The sequence below is a fragment of the Streptomyces avidinii genome (assembly GCF_014650695.1).
GTDB classification, from domain to species: Bacteria; Actinomycetota; Actinomycetes; order Streptomycetales; family Streptomycetaceae; genus Streptomyces; species Streptomyces avidinii.
The window spans coordinates 455,831-472,799 of record NZ_BMVL01000003.1; the positions used below are offsets into that span (position 1 = coordinate 455,831).

21 protein-coding genes are annotated in these 16,969 nt (G+C 73.2%); 11 read left to right on the forward strand and 10 right to left on the reverse strand.

Annotated elements, in window-relative coordinates:
* Nucleotides 1-22: 22 nt before the first annotated feature.
* Entirely contained in the window at nucleotides 23-1,501 is a 1,479-nt protein-coding gene (locus IE257_RS10115; protein ID WP_189966927.1) for a DEAD/DEAH box helicase, read from the reverse strand.
* Nucleotides 1,502-1,561: 60 nt separating this feature from the next.
* Nucleotides 1,562-2,056 (reverse strand): MarR family winged helix-turn-helix transcriptional regulator, encoded by a 495-nt coding sequence (locus IE257_RS10120; RefSeq protein WP_189966929.1) that lies wholly within the window; start codon nucleotides 2,054-2,056, stop codon nucleotides 1,562-1,564.
* 106 nt (nucleotides 2,057-2,162) lie between these two features.
* Here IE257_RS10120 and IE257_RS10125 point away from each other — a divergent pair, with 106 nt between their 5' ends.
* The 3 genes from IE257_RS10125 (at nucleotide 2,163) to IE257_RS10135 (ending at nucleotide 3,470) form a co-directional block, all read left to right on the forward strand.
* On the forward strand, nucleotides 2,163-2,531 hold the full coding sequence (locus IE257_RS10125; RefSeq protein ID WP_189966931.1) for an HGxxPAAW family protein: 369 nt from the start codon (nucleotides 2,163-2,165) through the stop codon (nucleotides 2,529-2,531).
* A 194-nt stretch (nucleotides 2,532-2,725) separates the two neighbouring features.
* Entirely contained in the window at nucleotides 2,726-2,932 is a 207-nt protein-coding gene (locus tag IE257_RS10130; RefSeq protein WP_189966932.1) for a cold-shock protein, read from the forward strand.
* Nucleotides 2,933-3,200: 268 nt separating this feature from the next.
* A complete protein-coding gene (locus IE257_RS10135) occupies nucleotides 3,201-3,470 on the forward strand; it encodes a hypothetical protein (protein ID WP_189966934.1) in 270 nt (89 codons plus the stop codon).
* On the opposite strand, the gene IE257_RS10140 is transcribed toward IE257_RS10135, so the two are convergent.
* Together IE257_RS10140 and IE257_RS10145 are read right to left on the reverse strand one after the other, a co-directional pair.
* Nucleotides 3,461-4,054, reverse strand: a complete 594-nt coding sequence (locus IE257_RS10140) for a TetR/AcrR family transcriptional regulator (protein WP_189966936.1) — start codon at nucleotides 4,052-4,054, stop codon at nucleotides 3,461-3,463. The two genes, IE257_RS10135 and IE257_RS10140, sit on opposite strands and share 10 nt — an antisense overlap.
* Complete coding sequence (locus IE257_RS10145; RefSeq protein ID WP_189966938.1) at nucleotides 4,051-4,404, reverse strand: DUF1304 domain-containing protein; 354 nt, start codon at nucleotides 4,402-4,404, stop codon at nucleotides 4,051-4,053. Before IE257_RS10145 ends, IE257_RS10140 begins: the two co-directional genes overlap by 4 nt.
* Before the next feature lie 240 nt (nucleotides 4,405-4,644).
* Here IE257_RS10145 and IE257_RS10150 point away from each other — a divergent pair, with 240 nt between their 5' ends.
* Nucleotides 4,645-4,809 carry a hypothetical protein gene (locus IE257_RS10150; RefSeq protein WP_189966940.1) on the forward strand — a complete coding sequence of 55 codons (165 nt, stop codon included), beginning with the start codon at nucleotides 4,645-4,647 and terminating at the stop codon, nucleotides 4,807-4,809.
* Nucleotides 4,810-4,817: 8 nt separating this feature from the next.
* Here IE257_RS10150 and IE257_RS10155 read toward each other — a convergent pair whose 3' ends face one another.
* Complete coding sequence (locus tag IE257_RS10155; protein WP_189966942.1) at nucleotides 4,818-5,156, reverse strand: thioredoxin family protein; 339 nt, start codon at nucleotides 5,154-5,156, stop codon at nucleotides 4,818-4,820.
* A 119-nt stretch (nucleotides 5,157-5,275) separates the two neighbouring features.
* Between IE257_RS10155 and IE257_RS10160 the strand changes: the two genes are divergently transcribed.
* Complete coding sequence (locus IE257_RS10160; protein ID WP_189966944.1) at nucleotides 5,276-5,545, forward strand: hypothetical protein; 270 nt, start codon at nucleotides 5,276-5,278, stop codon at nucleotides 5,543-5,545.
* 69 nt (nucleotides 5,546-5,614) lie between these two features.
* On the opposite strand, the gene IE257_RS10165 is transcribed toward IE257_RS10160, so the two are convergent.
* A complete protein-coding gene (locus IE257_RS10165) occupies nucleotides 5,615-5,989 on the reverse strand; it encodes a DoxX family protein (RefSeq protein ID WP_189966946.1) in 375 nt (124 codons plus the stop codon).
* Nucleotides 5,990-6,185: 196 nt separating this feature from the next.
* Between IE257_RS10165 and IE257_RS10170 the strand changes: the two genes are divergently transcribed.
* The gene (locus IE257_RS10170; protein WP_189966948.1) at nucleotides 6,186-6,545 is read left to right on the forward strand and encodes a YciI family protein; all 360 of its coding nucleotides are present in this window, start codon (nucleotides 6,186-6,188) and stop codon (nucleotides 6,543-6,545) included.
* Between the two features lie 68 nt (nucleotides 6,546-6,613).
* Nucleotides 6,614-7,834 carry an RNA polymerase sigma factor gene (locus IE257_RS10175; RefSeq protein WP_189967349.1) on the forward strand — a complete coding sequence of 407 codons (1,221 nt, stop codon included), beginning with the start codon at nucleotides 6,614-6,616 and terminating at the stop codon, nucleotides 7,832-7,834.
* A gap of 207 nt (nucleotides 7,835-8,041) precedes the next feature.
* On the opposite strand, the gene IE257_RS10180 is transcribed toward IE257_RS10175, so the two are convergent.
* The 3 genes from IE257_RS10180 to IE257_RS10190 all read right to left on the reverse strand — a co-directional run bounded on the left by IE257_RS10180 (nucleotide 8,042) and on the right by IE257_RS10190 (nucleotide 11,926).
* A complete protein-coding gene (locus IE257_RS10180; RefSeq protein ID WP_189966950.1) occupies nucleotides 8,042-9,520 on the reverse strand; it encodes a condensation domain-containing protein in 1,479 nt (492 codons plus the stop codon).
* A 115-nt stretch (nucleotides 9,521-9,635) separates the two neighbouring features.
* Complete coding sequence (locus IE257_RS10185) at nucleotides 9,636-10,994, reverse strand: hypothetical protein (protein ID WP_189966951.1); 1,359 nt, start codon at nucleotides 10,992-10,994, stop codon at nucleotides 9,636-9,638.
* Nucleotides 10,991-11,926 (reverse strand): LysR family transcriptional regulator, encoded by a 936-nt coding sequence (locus IE257_RS10190; RefSeq protein WP_189966953.1) that lies wholly within the window; start codon nucleotides 11,924-11,926, stop codon nucleotides 10,991-10,993. The genes IE257_RS10185 and IE257_RS10190 overlap by 4 nt, the downstream gene beginning before the upstream one ends.
* Before the next feature lie 71 nt (nucleotides 11,927-11,997).
* On the opposite strand from IE257_RS10190, the gene IE257_RS10195 reads away from it, so the two are divergent.
* Nucleotides 11,998-12,969, forward strand: a complete 972-nt coding sequence (locus IE257_RS10195; RefSeq protein WP_189966955.1) for an NAD-dependent epimerase/dehydratase family protein — start codon at nucleotides 11,998-12,000, stop codon at nucleotides 12,967-12,969.
* Between the two features lie 4 nt (nucleotides 12,970-12,973).
* Here IE257_RS10195 and IE257_RS10200 read toward each other — a convergent pair whose 3' ends face one another.
* A complete protein-coding gene (locus IE257_RS10200) occupies nucleotides 12,974-13,732 on the reverse strand; it encodes a GntR family transcriptional regulator (protein WP_189966957.1) in 759 nt (252 codons plus the stop codon).
* A gap of 233 nt (nucleotides 13,733-13,965) precedes the next feature.
* Here IE257_RS10200 and IE257_RS10205 point away from each other — a divergent pair, with 233 nt between their 5' ends.
* From IE257_RS10205 to IE257_RS10215, 3 genes are read left to right on the forward strand one after another with little or no spacing between them, the layout of a single operon-like run.
* Nucleotides 13,966-15,129: an ABC transporter substrate-binding protein gene (locus tag IE257_RS10205; RefSeq protein ID WP_372453056.1), complete on the forward strand. Its 1,164-nt coding sequence runs from the start codon at nucleotides 13,966-13,968 to the stop codon at nucleotides 15,127-15,129.
* On the forward strand, nucleotides 15,129-16,019 hold the full coding sequence (locus tag IE257_RS10210) for an ABC transporter permease (RefSeq protein ID WP_189966959.1): 891 nt from the start codon (nucleotides 15,129-15,131) through the stop codon (nucleotides 16,017-16,019). The genes IE257_RS10205 and IE257_RS10210 overlap by 1 nt, the downstream gene beginning before the upstream one ends.
* Nucleotides 16,016-16,966, forward strand: coding sequence for an ABC transporter permease (locus IE257_RS10215; protein ID WP_372453059.1), 951 nt, complete (start codon nucleotides 16,016-16,018; stop codon nucleotides 16,964-16,966). Before IE257_RS10210 ends, IE257_RS10215 begins: the two co-directional genes overlap by 4 nt.
* Nucleotides 16,967-16,969: the final 3 nt, after the last annotated feature.

The following is a 16,969-nucleotide window of genomic DNA, read 5'->3' on the forward strand; positions in this document are numbered from 1 at the left end:
GGCAAGATCCGGAACAGACGGCCTAGACGCCCCGGCGGACCCGGGCCGCGCGCCGGGCCTCGGCCTGCTGGCGGGCCTCGATCGTCTTGCGGGACTCCTTGCCCCGGCCCGGGCGGGTGCCCATGCCGCGGAACGCGAGGTCGGATCCCGAGGGCTTTCCCTTGGCGTCGGTCGGCGCGGAGCCCGCCAGCGGCACCCCGGAGGGGGCCTTCGCGCCGGTGATGCGGCTGAGCGCCGCCTCGCCGGACCGCACCTGCGTGATCGTCGGCCGGATCCGGGCGTCGGAGAGCAGCCGGACCATGTCCCGGCGCTGGTTCGGGGTGACGAGGGTGACGACCCGGCCGGACTCGCCGGCCCGGGCGGTGCGGCCGCCGCGGTGCAGGTAGTCCTTGTGGTCGGCGGGCGGGTCGACGTTGACCACGAGGTCGAGGTCGTCGATGTGGATGCCGCGCGCCGCGACGTTCGTCGCGACCAGGACGGTCACCGCCCCGCTCTTGAACTGCGCCAGGGTCCGGGTCCGCTGCGGCTGCGACTTTCCGCTGTGCAGCCCCTCCGCCCGTACGCCCATCGCCCGCAGGTGCTTCACGAACTGGTCGACCCCGTGCTTGGTGTCGAGGAACATCAGCACCCGGTTGTCCCGGGCCGCGATCTCGGTCGCCGCCGAGATCTTGTCGGCCGCGTGGATGTGCAGCACGTGGTGGTCCATCGTGGCCACCGCGCCCGCCTGCGGGTCGACGGAGTGCGAGACCGGGTCCTTCAGGTACTTCCGGACGAGCTGGTCCACGTTGCGGTCCAGGGTCGCCGAGAACAGCATCCGCTGCCCCGCGTGGTGGACCTGGTCCAGGATCTCGGTGACCTGCGGCATGAAGCCCATGTCGCACATCTGGTCGGCCTCGTCGAGCACGGTGATCCGTACGCGCTCCAGGTGTACGTCCCGGCGCCCGACCAGGTCGCTGAGCCGCCCGGGGGTGGCCACCACGACCTCGGCGCCGGTGCGCAGGGAGCTGACCTGGCGGCCGATGGACAGCCCGCCCACCACGGTGGCCATCCGCAGCTTCAGCGCCGCGGCGTACGGTTCCAGCGCCTCGGTCACCTGTTGTGCCAGCTCGCGCGTCGGTACGAGGACCAGTGCCAGCGGGCGCTTCGGGTCCGCCTGCTGCCCCGCCGTGCGGGCCAGCAGTGCCAGACCGAAGGCGAGGGTCTTGCCGGAGCCGGTCCGCCCGCGGCCGAGGACGTCCCGACCGGCCAGTGCGTTCGGGAGCGTCGCGGCCTGGATCGGGAACGGCTCGGTGACGCCCAGCGTGGCCATGGTCTGCGCCAGCTCAAGGGGCAGGTCGAGCTCGGCGAAGGACGCCACCGGCGCCAGCGCCGGCTCCTTCGGCGCGTGCATCGTGAACTCACCCTGCGGGCCGAGGGTCCGGGGAGCCTTGGCGGGGGTCCGCGTACCGCCCTTGGCACCGCCCTTCACACCGAAGCGCCCATGAGCTGACGGGTTCCTCATGCAGAACCTTTCGAAACAGGAAGAAAGAAGATGGTCAACCGCCCATGGTACCAGCGGGGGCTAATCCTCCCCGGCGGTCAGTTCCCCGGACCGCACCAGCGCGCAGTGGGCGCGGATCTCGACCGCCGCGCGGCCGAACCAGTCGGCGATCACGGCGATCTCGTCGGGGGTGTAGTCGGCGAAGAGGGTGGCCAGCCGGTCGTACATCGGCTGGTACACGGCGACCACCCGCGCGGCGGCCGTGGGGTCGGCCACCACCCTGACCCGGCGCCGGTCGGCGGGGTCGGGGACGCGGCGCGCGTACCCGGCGCGCTCGAGCCGGTTGAGAACGCCGGTGACGGCTCCGGTGGTGAGGTCCAGCAGTCCGGCGAGGTCGCCGGCGGCGAGCGGGGTCTCCCCGGCGCCCAGGATGTGGCCCAGGCAGGTCAGGTCGGTGACGTTGAGCCCGAGCAGTTGCGCCACCTCCTGCTGGCCGACGATGCCCAGGGCGACGTACTGGTCCATGCGGGAAATGGCCTCACCGGCCGTCGCCGGGGGGCGGGTCTTGCCCTGCACCCAGATACTCCTTAGAGTCTAAGTTACTTAGTCAGTGAGATGCTTACCTCGTGTAATAAGCATCCTGCTTCCGAGCCTACTGCCGTAGGTCCGACCAGGGAGAACCATGAGCGCGCACGGTCACGTAGACCTCGGCCACACGGTGGCCGGCTGGACCGGTACCACCCTGGCCCTGCTGGGCTTCGCGGGGGCGGGTGCCGCCGTGTGCGCGGCCTGGACCCCCGGGATCTGGATCGGCCTCGGGGCCGTCGCCGCGGCCGGGATCGTCACCTGGCTGCTCCACCTCGCCGGGTGGGGCAAGCCGAGCGGACCCCGGCCGGAGGCCGAGTGGGACTGGCGCAAGCGGGACACGGGGGCCCGTGCGGGGCACACGGAGTGCCTGGGCTGTCGTGCCGGCGGACCCCGGCGAGCTGTCGCGGCGGCCCCCCGGCCCCGATCCGCCGCCTCGCTGCCCGCTGCCGACGGCGGCGCGTGACCGTGCCGGTGAGGCCTTCGACGGCCTCACCGGCACGGTGTCGCTCCCTCTCTTCATGGACAAGACGGTCAGAAGTTCGAACGTGCGCCGCGCCCCGGTTGGCCGCGTTCGGCGTGTGCTCCGGGACACCCTTGGGCAGGATCGAGACGGCCGCGTGTGCGGCCCGCAGTGGAACGTTGTGAAGGATCAGCCAGATGGCAACAGGCATCGTGAAGTGGTTCAACTCGGAGAAGGGGTTCGGCTTCATCCAGCAGGACGATGGCGGCCCCGACGTGTTCGTGCACTTCTCCGCGATCGAGACCACCGGGTTCAAGTCGCTGGAGGAGAACGCGCGCGTCGAGTACTCCGTCTCCCAGGGCCCCAAGGGTCCGCAGGCTGAGAAGGTGATTCCCCTCGGCTAGTCCACTTCACGGGCCGAGCCCGTGACGAGAAGCCCCGCCGGTCCGCCCGGCGGGGCTTCGTGCGTTCCGGGATGCGATGGGCCGGGGGCGGTCGCACCCGGAGGCGCCCCGGGCGGGCCGGCCGGCCCGGCTGTCAAGTCACGGGATGCAGCGGCATGACGCGGTGGGCCCGGTCGGGCCCAATGGGGACAGGGGTCCGTGCCCGCGGGGTGGACCTCCCCAGTGTCCGCGACAGCCCCGACGGGGCTCCTGCACGAGGAGTACTCCCATGGCCCGCACCCGGATCCGGCGTCCCGTCCTTCTCGCCACCGCGACCGCCCTGGTGACCGCAGGAGTTGCGCTCTCCACCGGTGCGCTCTCCGTCGACGCGCTCTCCGCCCCGGTGGCGCCGCGCCCCGGCCTCGCTGCCGCCGCTGTCGTGTCCGACGGCGGCAGCGGCGGCGACGCTGATGGCGGCGGTGTCCTCGTCCGCAAGGACCTCCTGAGCATGCCGAGATGGGGCGTGACCCAGGTGTTCGAGGTCCGCTCCTACGTCTGACCGGGTCCGATCGCCGCGTGCAGGGCCATGAGCAGCCGCCACAGGTGGTTCGCCAGAGCCTGCGGATCCGCCGGGACCTCCCCGTGCAGCCAGTCCGCGAGGACCCCCGTGAACGCGGCGGCGACCGCCGATGCCACGAGCTCCGGTTGGGGGGCGCCCACCGCCGCGCGCTCGGCGCGGGCCCGGGCGCGCAGCTCCCGGTGGAGGCGGTCGCCGAGCGGTCCGCCGCCGCCCGCGAGGAGCAGGGTCCGGTAGAGCGGCGCCCGCTCGGCGGTCTCCGCCAGGAACGCGGCCAGTGCCGCGGGGGGCCGGGCCGGGGGCCGGGGCGAGGGGCCGGTCTGCCAGGCGTGCAGGGCATCGACCGCCGCGTGCACCACGCCCGCGCAGGCGTCCACGGCGAGCGAGGTCAGGTCCTCGTAGTGCAGGTAGAAGGTGGCGCGGCCGACGCCGGCCCGGCGGACCACCGCCGAGACGCTGACCTCGGCGAGCGGCCGGTCGGCGCATTCGGCGAGCAGGCTCTCGCGCAGCCGCCCCTTGGTCCGGGCCGTACGCGGGTCTTCCGGGCGCGGGTCCTGCGGGCTCACGCGGCCAGCAGCGCCGCGCCGAGGGCGAGGGCGCCGGGCAGGGCCTGGGCGACGAGGATCCGGCGATTGGCGGTCGCGGCGCCGTACACCCCGGCGACGATCACGCAGACGAGGAAGAAGATCTGCGTGGCGAGCGAGTCGATGACGAGCGACCAGACCAGGCCGGCGGCGAGGAAGCCGTTGTAGAGGCCCTGGTTGGCGGCGAGCGGTGCGGTGAGGCGGGCGGTGTCCGCGTCGAAGCCGGAGAGTGCGCGGCCGGGGGGCCGCTGCCACAGGAACATCTCCAGGACCATGAAGTACGCGTGCAGCGCGGCCACGAGGCCGATCAGGATCGACGCGACCGTGTGCATGGTCGCCTCCATTTCTCAGGGTCGGTGGTCGGCATCCGGGCCGACACTTCCTGGACAACTGTACAGGAAGTTGGTTGTCGGACCCCACGGCTACGCTGGCCCGATGACCGAGCAGTCACCCCGGCCGAAGCCCACCGGACTCCTCTACGAGGACTTCGGCACCGGGCGCCACCGCGAGAGCTCCCTCGTCCGGCCGGCGCCGGCCATCTCGTCCGGAACATCCCCGGGCCGGAAGCAGCAGTGCTGCTGCGCGAATCCGCCGGCCACTGGTCCCGGCTCGCGGAACTGGCGCGCGGCGCCGACCCGGACACGGACGCCCCGCAACGGCGCGCCCGCCTCGACGCGTTCGCCGCTCTGGTGGAGGGCGCCCTCGCCCTGGAGCGCCGGGCGGTCGCCCTGCTCTGAACCTCGGGTCAGAGGTGGGCGTCCAGGAACGCCCGGAACTCCTGGAGCGCCATCGGCCCGGCCTGGCTCGCGACCGCCTCGCCGTCCTTGATGAGCACGGCCGTCGGCGCGGCCGTCACTCCGTACCGCCTGGTGGGCCCGGGGCAGCGGCTCATGTCGGTGCGGACGGCGGTGAAGCGCGTCCCGTACTCCTCGGTCAGTTCGCCGACGACGGCGTCCATCGCACGGCAGGCCTCGACGGCCTTGGGCCAGGAGCCGCAGAAGTACGCGAGGACGGGCCCGGTCGTCATCGAGAGGACGAAGTCGAACTCCTGGTCCTCCAGTGGCTGGTGCACCCGACGTGCCATGCGTGTCGCTCCTCGCTCGTGCGCCTCCCGGGGATCGGGAGGGCGGCCCCCATCATCGCCGCAGCAGCGGTCCGGGGTCGCCACGGCCGTTGTCAGTGGCGGCTGTGAAGCTGATCGGTATGGACGACAGGATGCTCCGGCGCCGGGTCTACGGCGCCGACCACGAGGACCCCGACCCCGGGCCGCGCCCCGGCCGCAGCTACGGCGAGCTGGTCGGCGGGCCGCTCGACGGCCTCCTCCTGGACATCACGGGCTGGAGTGCGCACCGGCTCGCCGAAGAGGCCGGGCTCCCCACGGAGATAGGGCGCTACGGAGCGGGCGGCCGCGCCCATTACCGCCGCCGCGCGGGGGATCCCGGCCACTGGGACTGGACGGGCGACAGCCGCTGACGGCGGGCAGTGCGGGGGCGGCGCGGGGCGGCGCGGGGAGGGCGGGCCGACCGGGACCCGGAGGCCGGCTCAGCGGCCCCCGGCGCCCCGGCTCACTCGGCGGGCCCAGAGCACGAGCGGCACCTGGAGCGGCAGCCGGGCGAGCGTCACGGCCCGGACGGCGGGGGAGCGGTGGCGGGCGTCGGCGGCCATCTTCACGTTGGCCGGGAACACTCCGACGAAGAACGCCGCCGTGGCCAGCGCGGCCGCCCTGCGGGTGCGCGGATGGGCGACGCCGGCGGCGAGGGCGAGCTCGGCCACTCCGCTGGCGTAGGTCCACCCCCGCGGGCTGCCCGGCAGCGAACGGGGCACGGTCGCATCGAACTGCCCCGGCGCCGCCGCGTGGGCGACCGCTGCTCCGGCCAGCAGGCCGGCGAGCAGCATGGGGGAGGAGATGCGCGCCATGGGGGATCCTCTCGGAGAAGCCTGGGCCCGCGATCCTACTCGCGAGTAGCCGGGGTGGGGCCGGATGGGGGGATCCGGTGGCCGCCCCGGAAAATTCCTCGAAGAATTTTCCCGGAGCTGTCGATCCGGGCGTCTCCCGTTCGACGCAGGGGTGAGAGGCGGGGAACGGCCCCGCCCTCCCGACCGAGGAGTCACCATGCCGCGCTTCCTGACGATGATCCGCATCAACGAGCAGGACCTGCCCTCCGACACCGCCTTCCCGCCCGAGTTCGAGCAGCGCATGGGCGCTCTCCTGGAGGAGATCACCAAGGCCGGCGTCATGCTCGACACCGCCGGGCTGCTCCCCACCTCCGAGGCGACCCGGCTCAGCTGGTCCGGCGGGAAGATCAGCTACACCGACGGCCCCTTCACCGAGACCAAGGAGGTCGTCGGCGGCTACTCCCTCAGCCAGTGCAAGGACAAGGCCGAGGCCATCGAGTGGACCCGGCGCTTCCTGGAGATCCACCCGGTGGAATGGAAGGTCAGCGCGGAGGTCCGGGAGATCCAGGAGATGTGAGCCCCGTACTCCCGCGCCGCGTTTGCCCTGCCTCGTCACGGCTGCTCTGATGGGTGGCCGTGACGGCAGTGAGTGCGGCCCAAGCGGTCGAAGCGGTGTTCAGGATCGAGTCCGCGCGACTCATCGCGGGTGTCGCCCGGATCGTGCGGGACGTCGGCATCGCCGAGGAGATCGCCCAGGACGCCCTCGTCGCGGCGCTGGAGCAGTGGCCGCAGGCGGGCATCCCCGACCGGCCGGGCGCCTGGCTCATGACCACCGCCAAGCACCGCGCGATCGACCTCGTCCGCCGCAAGGAGACGTACGCGCGCAAGCTCGCGGAGGTCGGCCGGAGCCTGGAGGACGTACCGCCGCCCGCCGCACCGGCCGACCCCGAGGACATCGACGACGACCTGCTCCGCCTGATCTTCACCTCCTGCCACCCCGTCCTCGCCACCGAGGCCCGGATCGCGCTCACCCTGCGCCTGATGGGCGGGCTGACCACCCAGGAGATCGCCCGCGCCTTCCTCACCTCCGAGGCGACCGTCGCCCAGCGCATCGTCCGGGCGAAGCGGGCCCTGGCCAAGGCCGGAGTGCCCTTCGAGGTTCCGTACGGCGCCGATCGCGAGGCGCGCCTCTCCTCGGTCCTGGAGGTCATCTACCTCGTCTTCAACGAGGGGTACTCGGCGACCGCCGGGGACGACCTGGTCCGCCCCGCCCTGTGCGAGGACGCCCTGCGTCTGGCCCGCGTACTGGGCGCCCTGATGCCGAAGGAGCCCGAGGTGCACGGCCTGGCCGCACTGCTGGAGTTCCAGGCATCCCGGATCGCCGCACGCACCGGCCCCGACGGGGAACCGGTGCTGCTCGCCGACCAGAACCGGGCCCGGTGGAACCGCATGCTCATCCACCGGGGCGCCCGGGCGCTCGGCCGTGCCGGGAACGGCCCGTACTCGGTCCAGGCCGCCATCGCGGGCTGCCACGCGGCGGCGGTCCGCTACGAGGAAACCGACTGGCCGAGGATCGCCGCGCTGTACGGGCGGCTCGTCCAGCTGATCCCGTCCCCGGTGGTGGAACTCAACCGGGCCGTCGCCGTCTCCATGGCCGAGGGCCCCGCGGCCGCCCTGCCGCTGGTCGACGCCCTGGCCGCCGAACCAGCCCTGAACGCCTACCACTTGCTGCCGAGCGTACGGGGAGACCTGCTGGAGCGGCTGGGCCGGCCGGAGGAGGCCCGGGCGGAGTTCGAGCGGGCGGCCGCGCTGACCCACAACGCCCGGGAACGCACCCTGCTGCTGGGACGCGCGTCCCGGCTCTGAACCCAGCGCCGGATCCTCGACGAGCACGCCGCCCGCCTCCACAGCGCCGTGGGCCGGGGCAACACGGCACCGACGGCCGCCCTGCTCCTCTCCTGAGCCTGCGCCGTCGGCATCGCCCTGCTTCGGCGCACCTCGCGGGCCGGACTGCGGGAAGCGACCCGAGCGGCCTGACCGGCCCGCTGCCGACTCCGGGTCCGCGGCGGCCGCTCAGCCGCGGCGGGCGAAAGCGGCCACGTCCAGCGGGGTCCGGACGGGGCGGCGCGGGGCGGTCAGCGCGATCGGGCGGCGGAAGCCGCCGGACCGGGCGATCTCCTGGACGGTGAGGCGCAGCGCCCCCTGGAAGTCGCCCATGGTCCGGCGGGCCGCCGGGGTGTCGACGTAGAGGGAGTTCATGTGCATCCCGTCCGCGTCCCGCTGGAACCACGAACAGGCCCCGTTGGCACGCGCCGACCACACATGGGTCGTGGGCCGCCACTCGTCGTGGCGCTCGGCCCCGGGGCACTTGCGCATGTCGATGTACGAGAAGAAGTTCACCGGGTGCGGCCAGGAGCGGGCGGCGAACTCCTCGGGCGCCAGCAACTCCCAGGCCCGCACGAACGGCACGTCGAGATGGCTCATCATCTCGCTGAAGCCCGCCCGGACGGAGGCCATGACCTGGGCGAAGTCCCGGCCGGGCGAGGCGTCGAACTCGATGGGCAGGGTGTTGACGAACCACCCCACCGAATGCGCCCAGGTCTCCCGGCCGCGCTCACTGACCGGCATGAGGCCGCGGTAGACGCCCGGGCCGCCGGCCTCGCGCAGGCAGACGGCGACCGAGGCGAGCACCCCCATGAACGGCTTGCCGTCGACCGCCAGGCACGTCTTCTCGAACACCTCGGCCTCGGCGGCGTCCAGGAGGGTGGAGGCCTCGTTGACGATCGAGTACATCCGGCCCGGCTCGACACCGAGGTCGAGGGGGAACCGGGGGAAGAACTCCCCGGCCGGCCCCATGAACGCCTTCCAGTAGTCAAGGCGTTCGTCGCGGGCGTCGATGGACAGGTAGCGGCGGCGCTGCTCCTCGGCGAAGTCGAGGTAGCTGGGGGCCGGCGGCAGCTCGACGACCTCGCCGCGGCACAAAGCCTCGTAGCCGGTCGACACCTCGCGGGCCACGATCGGCATCGACATGCCGTCGCAGACGATGTGGTCGAAGGCGAGGTAGACCGTCGAGGACTCCTCGCGCACCACCGCACCCATGATGAACAGCGGCCAGGAGAGGGTGTCGATGCTCCGCTTGAACCGCTCGACGAGGAACTCGCCCAGCTGCTCGGAGGTCCCGAACTCACCCACCTGCCGGGCATCGAGGGACAGCCCGGCGGGATCGAACGGCTCGCAGGCCACCTCGCCCGCGAGCCGGCGGAACGCGCACCGCAGGACCTCGTGGCGCTGCACGAAGGAGAGCAGGGACTGCGCCAGGGCCTGCTCCTCCAGCGGGCCGGTCACCTCGAAGGTCACCGCCACCCAGGACGCGACGGGGTCGTCGGCAGCCCTGCTCTCCTCGGCGACGGTGAAGTGCTTGTCCTGGTTGAAGGACGCCTTCCTGCCCGCCGGGTCACCCGGGCCGGCGGCCTCCGCCGCCGCGGACGTGAGCCGCCACTCCACCACCCGGCCCGGTGCCATGTGGTGCATCTCCAGAGGAAACTGCCGCATACCGTCATCCCTTCGCCCCCGAGTCAACCCCCAGGCCCTAACGACCCCCGGCCCGGTGAGGTGACGAAATCCCTCCGGGCGGTGTCCTATTCGGTGCGCAGGGCCGCCGCGGTCGTCATCCGGGCCGGCCCCGGCCGTCGGCCGTCCCGAGCAGTCGTGCCATCGCAGCGCGCGGCAGCGAGGGGTTGCCCGCCGCGGCCTCCGCCACGCTGCGGTCCTCGTCGCCGAGCAGCTCGGTGACGGCCTCGGGCGGGAGCGCGGGGTGGGCGGCGGCGAGGCGCCGGGCCGTCCGGTCCGCCAGGCAGGCGAGCAGCGCCGGACCCGTCGCGTTGGGATGCCGGGCGACCTCCTTCAGCGCCCGCCGCACGCCCGGTCGATGCCGTGTCAGATCCTCCAGCAGAGCGCCGGTGGCGTCCGGGTTGGCGGCCACCCGGGCGAGGACCTGCACGCCGTACCGTTCGACCATCGCGCGCAGCGCGGCCTCGGACAGGCCCGGGTGCGGTGCGACGGCCTGCACCACGGCCGCATCCGGATCGCCCGCCAGCGCGTCCCGCACCTGCGAGGGCAGATCGTGCCGCCGCGCCACGAGCATCCGTATGACGGCGAGCGGGGACGCGGCCAGCTCCGCGAGCTCGGCGGGCGTGGCGGCGGCGATCCGCGGCAGCAGGTCCGACCCGGTGCGGTGCTCGACGACCAGCTCGGCCAGCAGGTCGAGCGGTACCTGAGGATGCGCGGCGAGGGCGCGCCGTACTTCCTCCTCCGGGTCGGCGGCCAGGACGCGGATCAGCTCCGGCCCGACCCCGGGGTTGCGCGCGTACGTGGCACGGACCCCGGGCAGCGGGTCGGCGGTCAGCCGGGCGTAGAGCGACTGCGGCAGATCGGTGCGCTCGGAGAGTGCCCAGTTCAGGCTGAGTTCGGGGTCCTCGGCCAGGGCGAGCACCGACTCGCGCGGCGTGGCCGGGTTGGCCGCGACCGCGAGGCGGACCCGGGGATCGGGGTGGAGCGCGAGACGGGCGGTCACGCGACTGCGCGTCCAGAGGGCGAGCTCCGCCACCACCTCGGAGTCGGGGTCGGCGGCGAGCCGGTCCGTGACGTCGGTCGGCAGGCCCGGGCAGGAGGCCAGCTTCCAGCGGACCCCGGAGTCCGGGTGCGCCGCCAGGAGGCGGGCCCACTCGGGGCGGCCGCGGCCCTCGTCGAGCAGGGCGACGGCCACGTAGGGCTCGGCCGCGGGATCCACGTCGGCCGCGTCGAGCTTCCCGCTGTAGGCGAGGAACATCGCGGTGTGATGCGCCTTTCCGGCGAGCGCCAGCACCTGTTCGCGCCGCAGGTCGGTGCGGTCGGCCAGGGAGTAGGCCAGGTCGTCGGCGAACTCGGGCTCGTCCCCGGCCTCCTTCATCGCGCGGGCCATCAGGCGATCGACCAGCTCGGGCGGCAGCGCCGGATTGACGGCGAGCCCGCACAGCAGATGGTTCACGGGCGCTCCCCGGTGGGTGCCGCGGCCGGCGCCCCGGCGGTGGCGGCAGCGGTGATCAGCGCGGCGGCCAGGTCCTCGGCGTACGGCTGAGGGCGCCGCCGCCGGGGAAGGATCACCCCGATGTGCCGTGCGGGGCGCGGTGGTTCGACGCGGACCACGGCCGACTCCCGGGCCCGTGCGAGCGAGACGTGAGGGACCAGAGAGACCCCGACTCCCGCCGCGACCAGGGTCTGCGCGAAGAAGTAGTCGGTGGTGGAGGCCGCCACTCGGAGGTCGAAACCGGCGAGCTCCGCGTACCGGCGCAGATAGGCCTCCGTCTTGAGGCAGCCGAGCACCCAGCGATCGGCGTGCAGTTCGGCCAGGGCCACCGACGGCCGCTGCGCGAGGCGGTGGCCGCGCGGCAGCACCAGCCACAGCGGATCCTCCATCAGCGGTACCCAGTCCAGCCCCGGGCGCTCGTCCGGACGCACCGGCGCAGGCCCGTCGAAGTGGTACGCCAGCGCCAGATCGGCCGCGCCGCCGCGCACCATCGGCACGGCGTCCTCCGGCTCGCTCTCCAGCACCGTCAGCTCCACCTCCGGATGCGTGTCCACGAACCGGGACAGTGCCGAGGGCAGCAGGTGCCGGCCACCGCTGGTGAAGGTGGCGACGGTGAGCCGCGGCCGCTTCGCCGTGAGCCGGTCGATCGCGTGCCGGACCCGGTCCAGCTCGTCGGATATCGACTCGGCCGCTTCCACCAGCAGCCGGCCGGGCTCGGTGAGGGTGACCCCGCGCGTGCTGCGCACCGCGACCGGGTGGCCGACCGAGCGCTCCAGCGCGGAGATCTGCTGGGAGACGGCCGACGGGGTCAACAGCAGGGCTCCGGCAGCCCGGTTGAAGCTTCCGTGCTCCGCCACCGCCCGCAGGACACGCAGCCGCTGCACATCGATCATCAGCTTTCCTTACGACCCGTTCAGCGACCCGTCGGTTCCGCTGGGGACGATACAGCGGCAGAGTCGAACGCATGAAGCGGATTCTCGTCATCGGCGGCAGCCGGTACTTCGGAAAGACCCTGGTCACCCGGGCGCGCGACGCGGGCGCCCGGGTCACCGTCCTCAACCGCGGCTCCGCCGCGCCGCCCCCCGGCGTCGGTCGCCTCGTCGCCGACCGCGAGGACGAGGAGGGGCTGCGGGCGGCGCTGGGCTCCCGCGGCTTCGACGTGGTCGTGGACCAGGTCTGCTACACGCCGCTCCAGGCCGCCGTCGCCCGCCGGGTGTTCGCCGGGCGGACCGGGCGCTACGTCATGACCTCGACGATGGAGGTGTACGACCCGGCCACGCTTCCCGCCGGGCCGCGCTTCCCCGCCACTGCCGCCACCACCGCCGCCGCCGCTACCGCCCCCGTCACCGAGTCGTCGCTCGACCCCGCGCGCCTGCCGCTCGTACCGGCGGCGCCGGGCCGCGCGCCCGGGCCCGCGTACGCCTATGCCGAGGGGAAGCGGCGGGCGGAGGCCGTCTTCCTGCGCGAGCCGGCCTTCCCGTACGTCGGCGTGCGCGCGGCGCACGTCCTCGGCGGCGGCCCCGCGGAGTTCACCGGGCGGCTCGCGCACTACGCGGACCGGATCGGCGCCGGCACCCCGGTCGCCGTACACGAGGCCCCGTACGCCACCTCGTTCATCCACCACCGCGAAATGGCCGAATTCCTGTACTGGGCGGCGGAGCAGACCTTCACCGGGACCGTCAACGCTGCCTCGCACGGCGCGCTCGACGCCATCGCGCTCTGCGAGGCGGTCGCGGAGCAGGTCGGGCGCAGACCGCGGTACCGGGTGGTCGGGCCGGGCGCCGCCGCCTCGCCGTTCTCCTTCGACCGCGCCTACGCCATGGACAACGGCCGGGCCTCGGCCCTGGGGTTCCGCTTCGGCCGGGTCGCGGACTGGCTGCCGGGGGCGATCGCCGAGACCGCCGGGGCCACCGTGACCCGGCGCGCCGCGCACTGACCGGTCACTGGTCTCCGACGCGCCGCTCCAAGGGAGTTGCTACCGACGAGTTGCTCACACTGAAGGTGACGCTTCCGGCCCGGTAGCGGTCGTCGGACCATTCGATCGGGCGGCCGGTGGCCGTCGCGGAGACGTGCCGCTGGCGCAGCAGCGGGCTGCCGCGGCGGATTTCCAGCAGCCGGGCGTCCTCGCTGCCGGCCGGAAGGGCGTCGATGAGGTGCTCGCCGTAGTGGGCGACGACCCCCGAGCCCTCGGACAGGCTGTCCATGACGGAGCGGCAGTCCACGGGCATCGCCTCCACGGCCGCCGCGACCCAGTCGGCGTAGGCGGTCCGCTCCACCATGGTGGGCTCCCCGTCGAGCAGGCGCAGCCGCAGCACGGCCAGGATCTCCGTACCGGGGGCCAGCGCGAGCCGGTCCGCCTCCTCGGCCGTCGCGGGCCTGCGGGTGCGGGACAGGAAGCGGCTGGCGGCCCGGTGCCCGAGCCCCTCGGCCCACTGGGCGAAGCTGTTGAGCTCGCCGAAGCTGTGCCGGCGTTCCCGGCGCAGGACGATGCGGCGCGCGCCCTGGCGGGAGCCGATCAGTCCCTCCGCGGCGAGGGTGGCCACCGCCTGGCGGACCGTCCCGCGCGATGCGGACCAGCGCGCCGCCAGATCGCTTTCCGAGGGCAGGTGCGCCCCCACCGGGAGCTCGCCCGAGAGGATCTCCCGGCGCAGTGCCTCGGCGATCTCCAGGTACCTGACCGTGCCCGCGTTCGTGCTCATGCCGCTCGCCCCCTGATCGCCGTGTGCCGGCGGTGCCGTGCCGGAATCGCTGTGCACCGGTCTCCCATGATCATTCCAACAGGTTCTGTCACGGCTTCTTCCGGTCATTCTCATCTCTTCGTCGAGTCGTGCTCCACGAGACGGGCGCCGTTCACCGTCCGTACAGCGGGCCCGGGCGAACTGGAGCCAACTTGTTCAGACAAGTGAACCCACCCTCGTCTCCGGGAGAGACCGTGCTCAGTTCCTCCGCCCGTCGCGGTGCGGCCGTACTGCTCAGCGCCGCCGTACTCACCACGCTCACCGCGTGTGGTGCCGCACCCGACCAGGAGTCCGCCGGCGCCGACGGCGCCAAGAACGGCGTGCAGCCGGGCGCCGCGACCTCGGTCGCCGACTTCGGTTCCTTGGAGGCCCTCGCCGCCGCCGCGCAGAAGGAGGGCGAGCTCAATGTGATTGCGCTGCCGCCGGACTGGGCGAACTACGGCGAGATCATCAAGGCCTTCGAGGCCAAGTACAAGATCAAGGTGAACAGCGAGAACCCGGACGCCTCCAGCGCCGACGAGATCGCCGCCGTCAAGTCCCGCAAGGGCCAGAAGCGCGCCCCCGACGTCCTCGACCTCGGTATCGCCTTCGCCCGCAGCGGCGCCGCGGAGAACCTCTTCGCCCCGTACAAGGTCACCGCCTGGGACAAGATCCCCGCCGCCCAGAAGGACGCCGACGGCCGCTGGACCAACGACTACGGCGGCTACGTCTCCATCGGCTGCGACGCCGCCCGCATCCCCACCTGCCCGCAGACCTTCGCCGATCTCCTCAAGCCCGAGTACAAGGGCAAGGTCGCCCTCAACGGCAACCCCACCAAGTCCGGCTCGGCCTTCGGCGGCGTCTACGCGGCAGCCCTCGCCAACAAGGGCTCCTTCGCGGACATCCAGCCCGGCATCGACTTCTTCGGTCAGCTGAAGAAGAGCGGGAACTTCATCCCGGTCGAGTCCACCCCGGCCACCGTGGAGAAGGGCGAGACGCCCATCTCCATCGACTGGGACTACCTGAACGCCGGCTACGCCGACCAGTTCAAGGGCAAGGGCGTCGACTGGAAGGTCGCCGTCCCCACCGACGGCGTCTACGCCCAGTACTACTCGCAGGCCATCAACAAGGAAGCCCCGAACCCGGCGGCCGCCCGGCTGTGGCTGGAGTTCCTCTACAGCGCCGAGGGCCAGAACCTCTGGCTCAAGGGATACGCCCGCCCGGTCCTGCTCCCCGGCATGAGCCAGGACGGCACCGCCGACAAGGCCGCCGTCGCCAAGCTCCCGCAGGTCCAGGGCACCCCGGCCTTCCCCGCCTCCGAGGAGCTCGACAGGGCCAAGGCCACCCTCGCCGAGAAGTGGGACAAGGCACTCTCCTGATGTCCTCCACCACCGACTCCCGCGCCGCCGGCGGCACCCGCCGCCGGTGGCGCGGCCCGCGCACCTGGCTCGCGACCCTCCCGCTGCTCGCCTTCACCGGCCTCTGCTTCGGCATCCCGCTCGGAGCCATGGCCTACGGCGCGGTCACCCGCACCGACCTCGCGAGCGGCGTCACCCAGGTGACCGGTGAGCACCTCGCCCGCTCCCTCCAGGGCCCCTACCTGGGCTCCCTCATCGGCAGCCTCCAACTCTCCGCCCTCACCGCACTCGTCGGCGGCGTCCTGGGCGTGGTGATCGCGCAGGCCGTGGTCACCTCCCGTTCGGCGGGCCTGCGCAGCGCGGCGCTGACCGCCTCCGGCGTACTCGCCAACTTCGGCGGCGTACCCCTCGCGTTCGCCTTCATCGCCACCGTGGGGATCTCCGGAGTCGTCACCCAGCTCGCCGACCTGACCGCCCTCGGCTGGAACCTGTACTCCTTCACCGGCCTCACCGTGGTCTACCTGTACTTCCTGATCCCGCTCATGGTGCTGGTGATCGCCCCGGCGCTGGACGGACTGCGCCCGCAGTGGCGCGAGGCCGCCCAGAGCAGCGGAGCCACCGGATGGCAGTTCTGGCGCCATGTCGGCCTGCCGGTGCTCGCCCCCTCCCTGCTCGGCGGGTTCGTCCTGCTCTTCGGCACCGCCTTCGCCGCCCACGCCACGGCCGCGGCCCTCGTCGGAGGCTCCGTCCCCCTCGTCACGCTCAAGATCGCGGACGCGCTGTCCGGGAACGTACTCACCGGCCAGGAGAACGTGGCGCTCGCCCTCGGCCTCGACATGATCCTGATCGCCGGCCTGGTCATGGCGGTCTACCTGCCCCTCCAGCGACGGAGCGCCCGATGGCTGCGATGACCCCGACCTCCCGGTACACCGACGGCGTCCAGAGCCCCCAGGGCTCCGAGGATGCCCAGGGCGCCAAGGGCGCGGGCGCCGGGGCCCCGGCGCGGACGGCGGCCCGGCGGCCCCGCCCCAGGATCTGGCGCGGAGCCGTCCTCACCCTGGCCGGCGCCTACTTCATCGTCCCGCTCGTCGCCTCGTTCGTCTTCACCGTGCACGTGCCCGGCCAGGGCGTCACCTTCGAGGCCTACACCCAGCTGCTCTCCGCCGACGGCTTCACCGAGAGCCTGCTCCTCTCCCTCGGCCTCGCCGCCGCGACCATCGCGCTGTCACTGCTGCTGGCCGTGCCCGCCCTGGTGGCCGTACGCATCGGCTCCCCACGGCTGCGCCCGGTCGTCGAGGTGATGTGCATGCTGCCGCTGGTCGTGCCGCCGATCGCCCTGGTCACCGGCATCACCACCGTGCTGCGCTGGGGACCGGAACACCTGTCGCGGACCCCGCTCTACCAGACCTTCATCGCCGTCCAGAACGAGAAGTTCCCCGTCGTCCTGGTCCTCGCGTACACGGTCCTGGCGCTGCCCTTCGTCTACCGCTCGCTCGACGCGGGCCTGCGCGCCGTCGACGTACCGACCCTGGTCGAGGCCGCCCGCAGCTGCGGCGCGAGCTGGCCGTACGTCGTCCTGCGCGTGCTGCTGCCGAACCTGCGGGCCTCGCTCGCCGGCGCCGCCTTCCTCACCCTGGCCCTCGTGCTCGGCGAGTTCACCATCGCCTCCCTCCTCGGGTTCCAGCCCTTCGCCGTGTGGATCGTCTCGATCTCCGGGGCGCAGGCCCGGATGTCGGTGGCCGTCTCCATCCTCAGCCTCCTGATCACCTGGTTGCTGCTGATCGCCCTCTCCCGGGCCGGGACCACCCCCTCCACCGCCGCGGCCGCACCCGCCACCACCTCCCGCAAGGAGTCCTGAGTC

Excerpts from the sequence above, each read along its gene's own strand:
- IE257_RS10125 (WP_189966931.1), top strand. The coding sequence starts at position 2,163 with ATGAGCGCGCACGGTCACGTAGACCTCGGCCACACGGTGGCCGGCTGG.
- IE257_RS10160 (WP_189966944.1), top strand. The coding sequence starts at position 5,276 with ATGGACGACAGGATGCTCCGGCGCCGGGTCTACGGCGCCGACCACGAG.
- IE257_RS10195 (WP_189966955.1), top strand. The coding sequence starts at position 11,998 with ATGAAGCGGATTCTCGTCATCGGCGGCAGCCGGTACTTCGGAAAGACC.
- IE257_RS10130 (WP_189966932.1), top strand. The coding sequence starts at position 2,726 with ATGGCAACAGGCATCGTGAAGTGGTTCAACTCGGAGAAGGGGTTCGGC.
- IE257_RS10155 (WP_189966942.1), bottom strand. The coding sequence starts at position 5,156 with ATGGCACGTCGGGTGCACCAGCCACTGGAGGACCAGGAGTTCGACTTC.
- IE257_RS10135 (WP_189966934.1), top strand. The coding sequence starts at position 3,201 with ATGGCCCGCACCCGGATCCGGCGTCCCGTCCTTCTCGCCACCGCGACC.
- IE257_RS10145 (WP_189966938.1), bottom strand. The coding sequence starts at position 4,404 with ATGCACACGGTCGCGTCGATCCTGATCGGCCTCGTGGCCGCGCTGCAC.
- IE257_RS10165 (WP_189966946.1), bottom strand. The coding sequence starts at position 5,989 with ATGGCGCGCATCTCCTCCCCCATGCTGCTCGCCGGCCTGCTGGCCGGA.
- IE257_RS10200 (WP_189966957.1), bottom strand. The coding sequence starts at position 13,732 with ATGAGCACGAACGCGGGCACGGTCAGGTACCTGGAGATCGCCGAGGCA.
- IE257_RS10190 (WP_189966953.1), bottom strand. The coding sequence starts at position 11,926 with ATGATCGATGTGCAGCGGCTGCGTGTCCTGCGGGCGGTGGCGGAGCAC.
- IE257_RS10180 (WP_189966950.1), bottom strand. The coding sequence starts at position 9,520 with ATGCGGCAGTTTCCTCTGGAGATGCACCACATGGCACCGGGCCGGGTG.
- IE257_RS10170 (WP_189966948.1), top strand. The coding sequence starts at position 6,186 with ATGCCGCGCTTCCTGACGATGATCCGCATCAACGAGCAGGACCTGCCC.
- IE257_RS10115 (WP_189966927.1), bottom strand. The coding sequence starts at position 1,501 with ATGAGGAACCCGTCAGCTCATGGGCGCTTCGGTGTGAAGGGCGGTGCC.
- IE257_RS10210 (WP_189966959.1), top strand. The coding sequence starts at position 15,129 with ATGTCCTCCACCACCGACTCCCGCGCCGCCGGCGGCACCCGCCGCCGG.
- IE257_RS10215 (WP_372453059.1), top strand. The coding sequence starts at position 16,016 with ATGACCCCGACCTCCCGGTACACCGACGGCGTCCAGAGCCCCCAGGGC.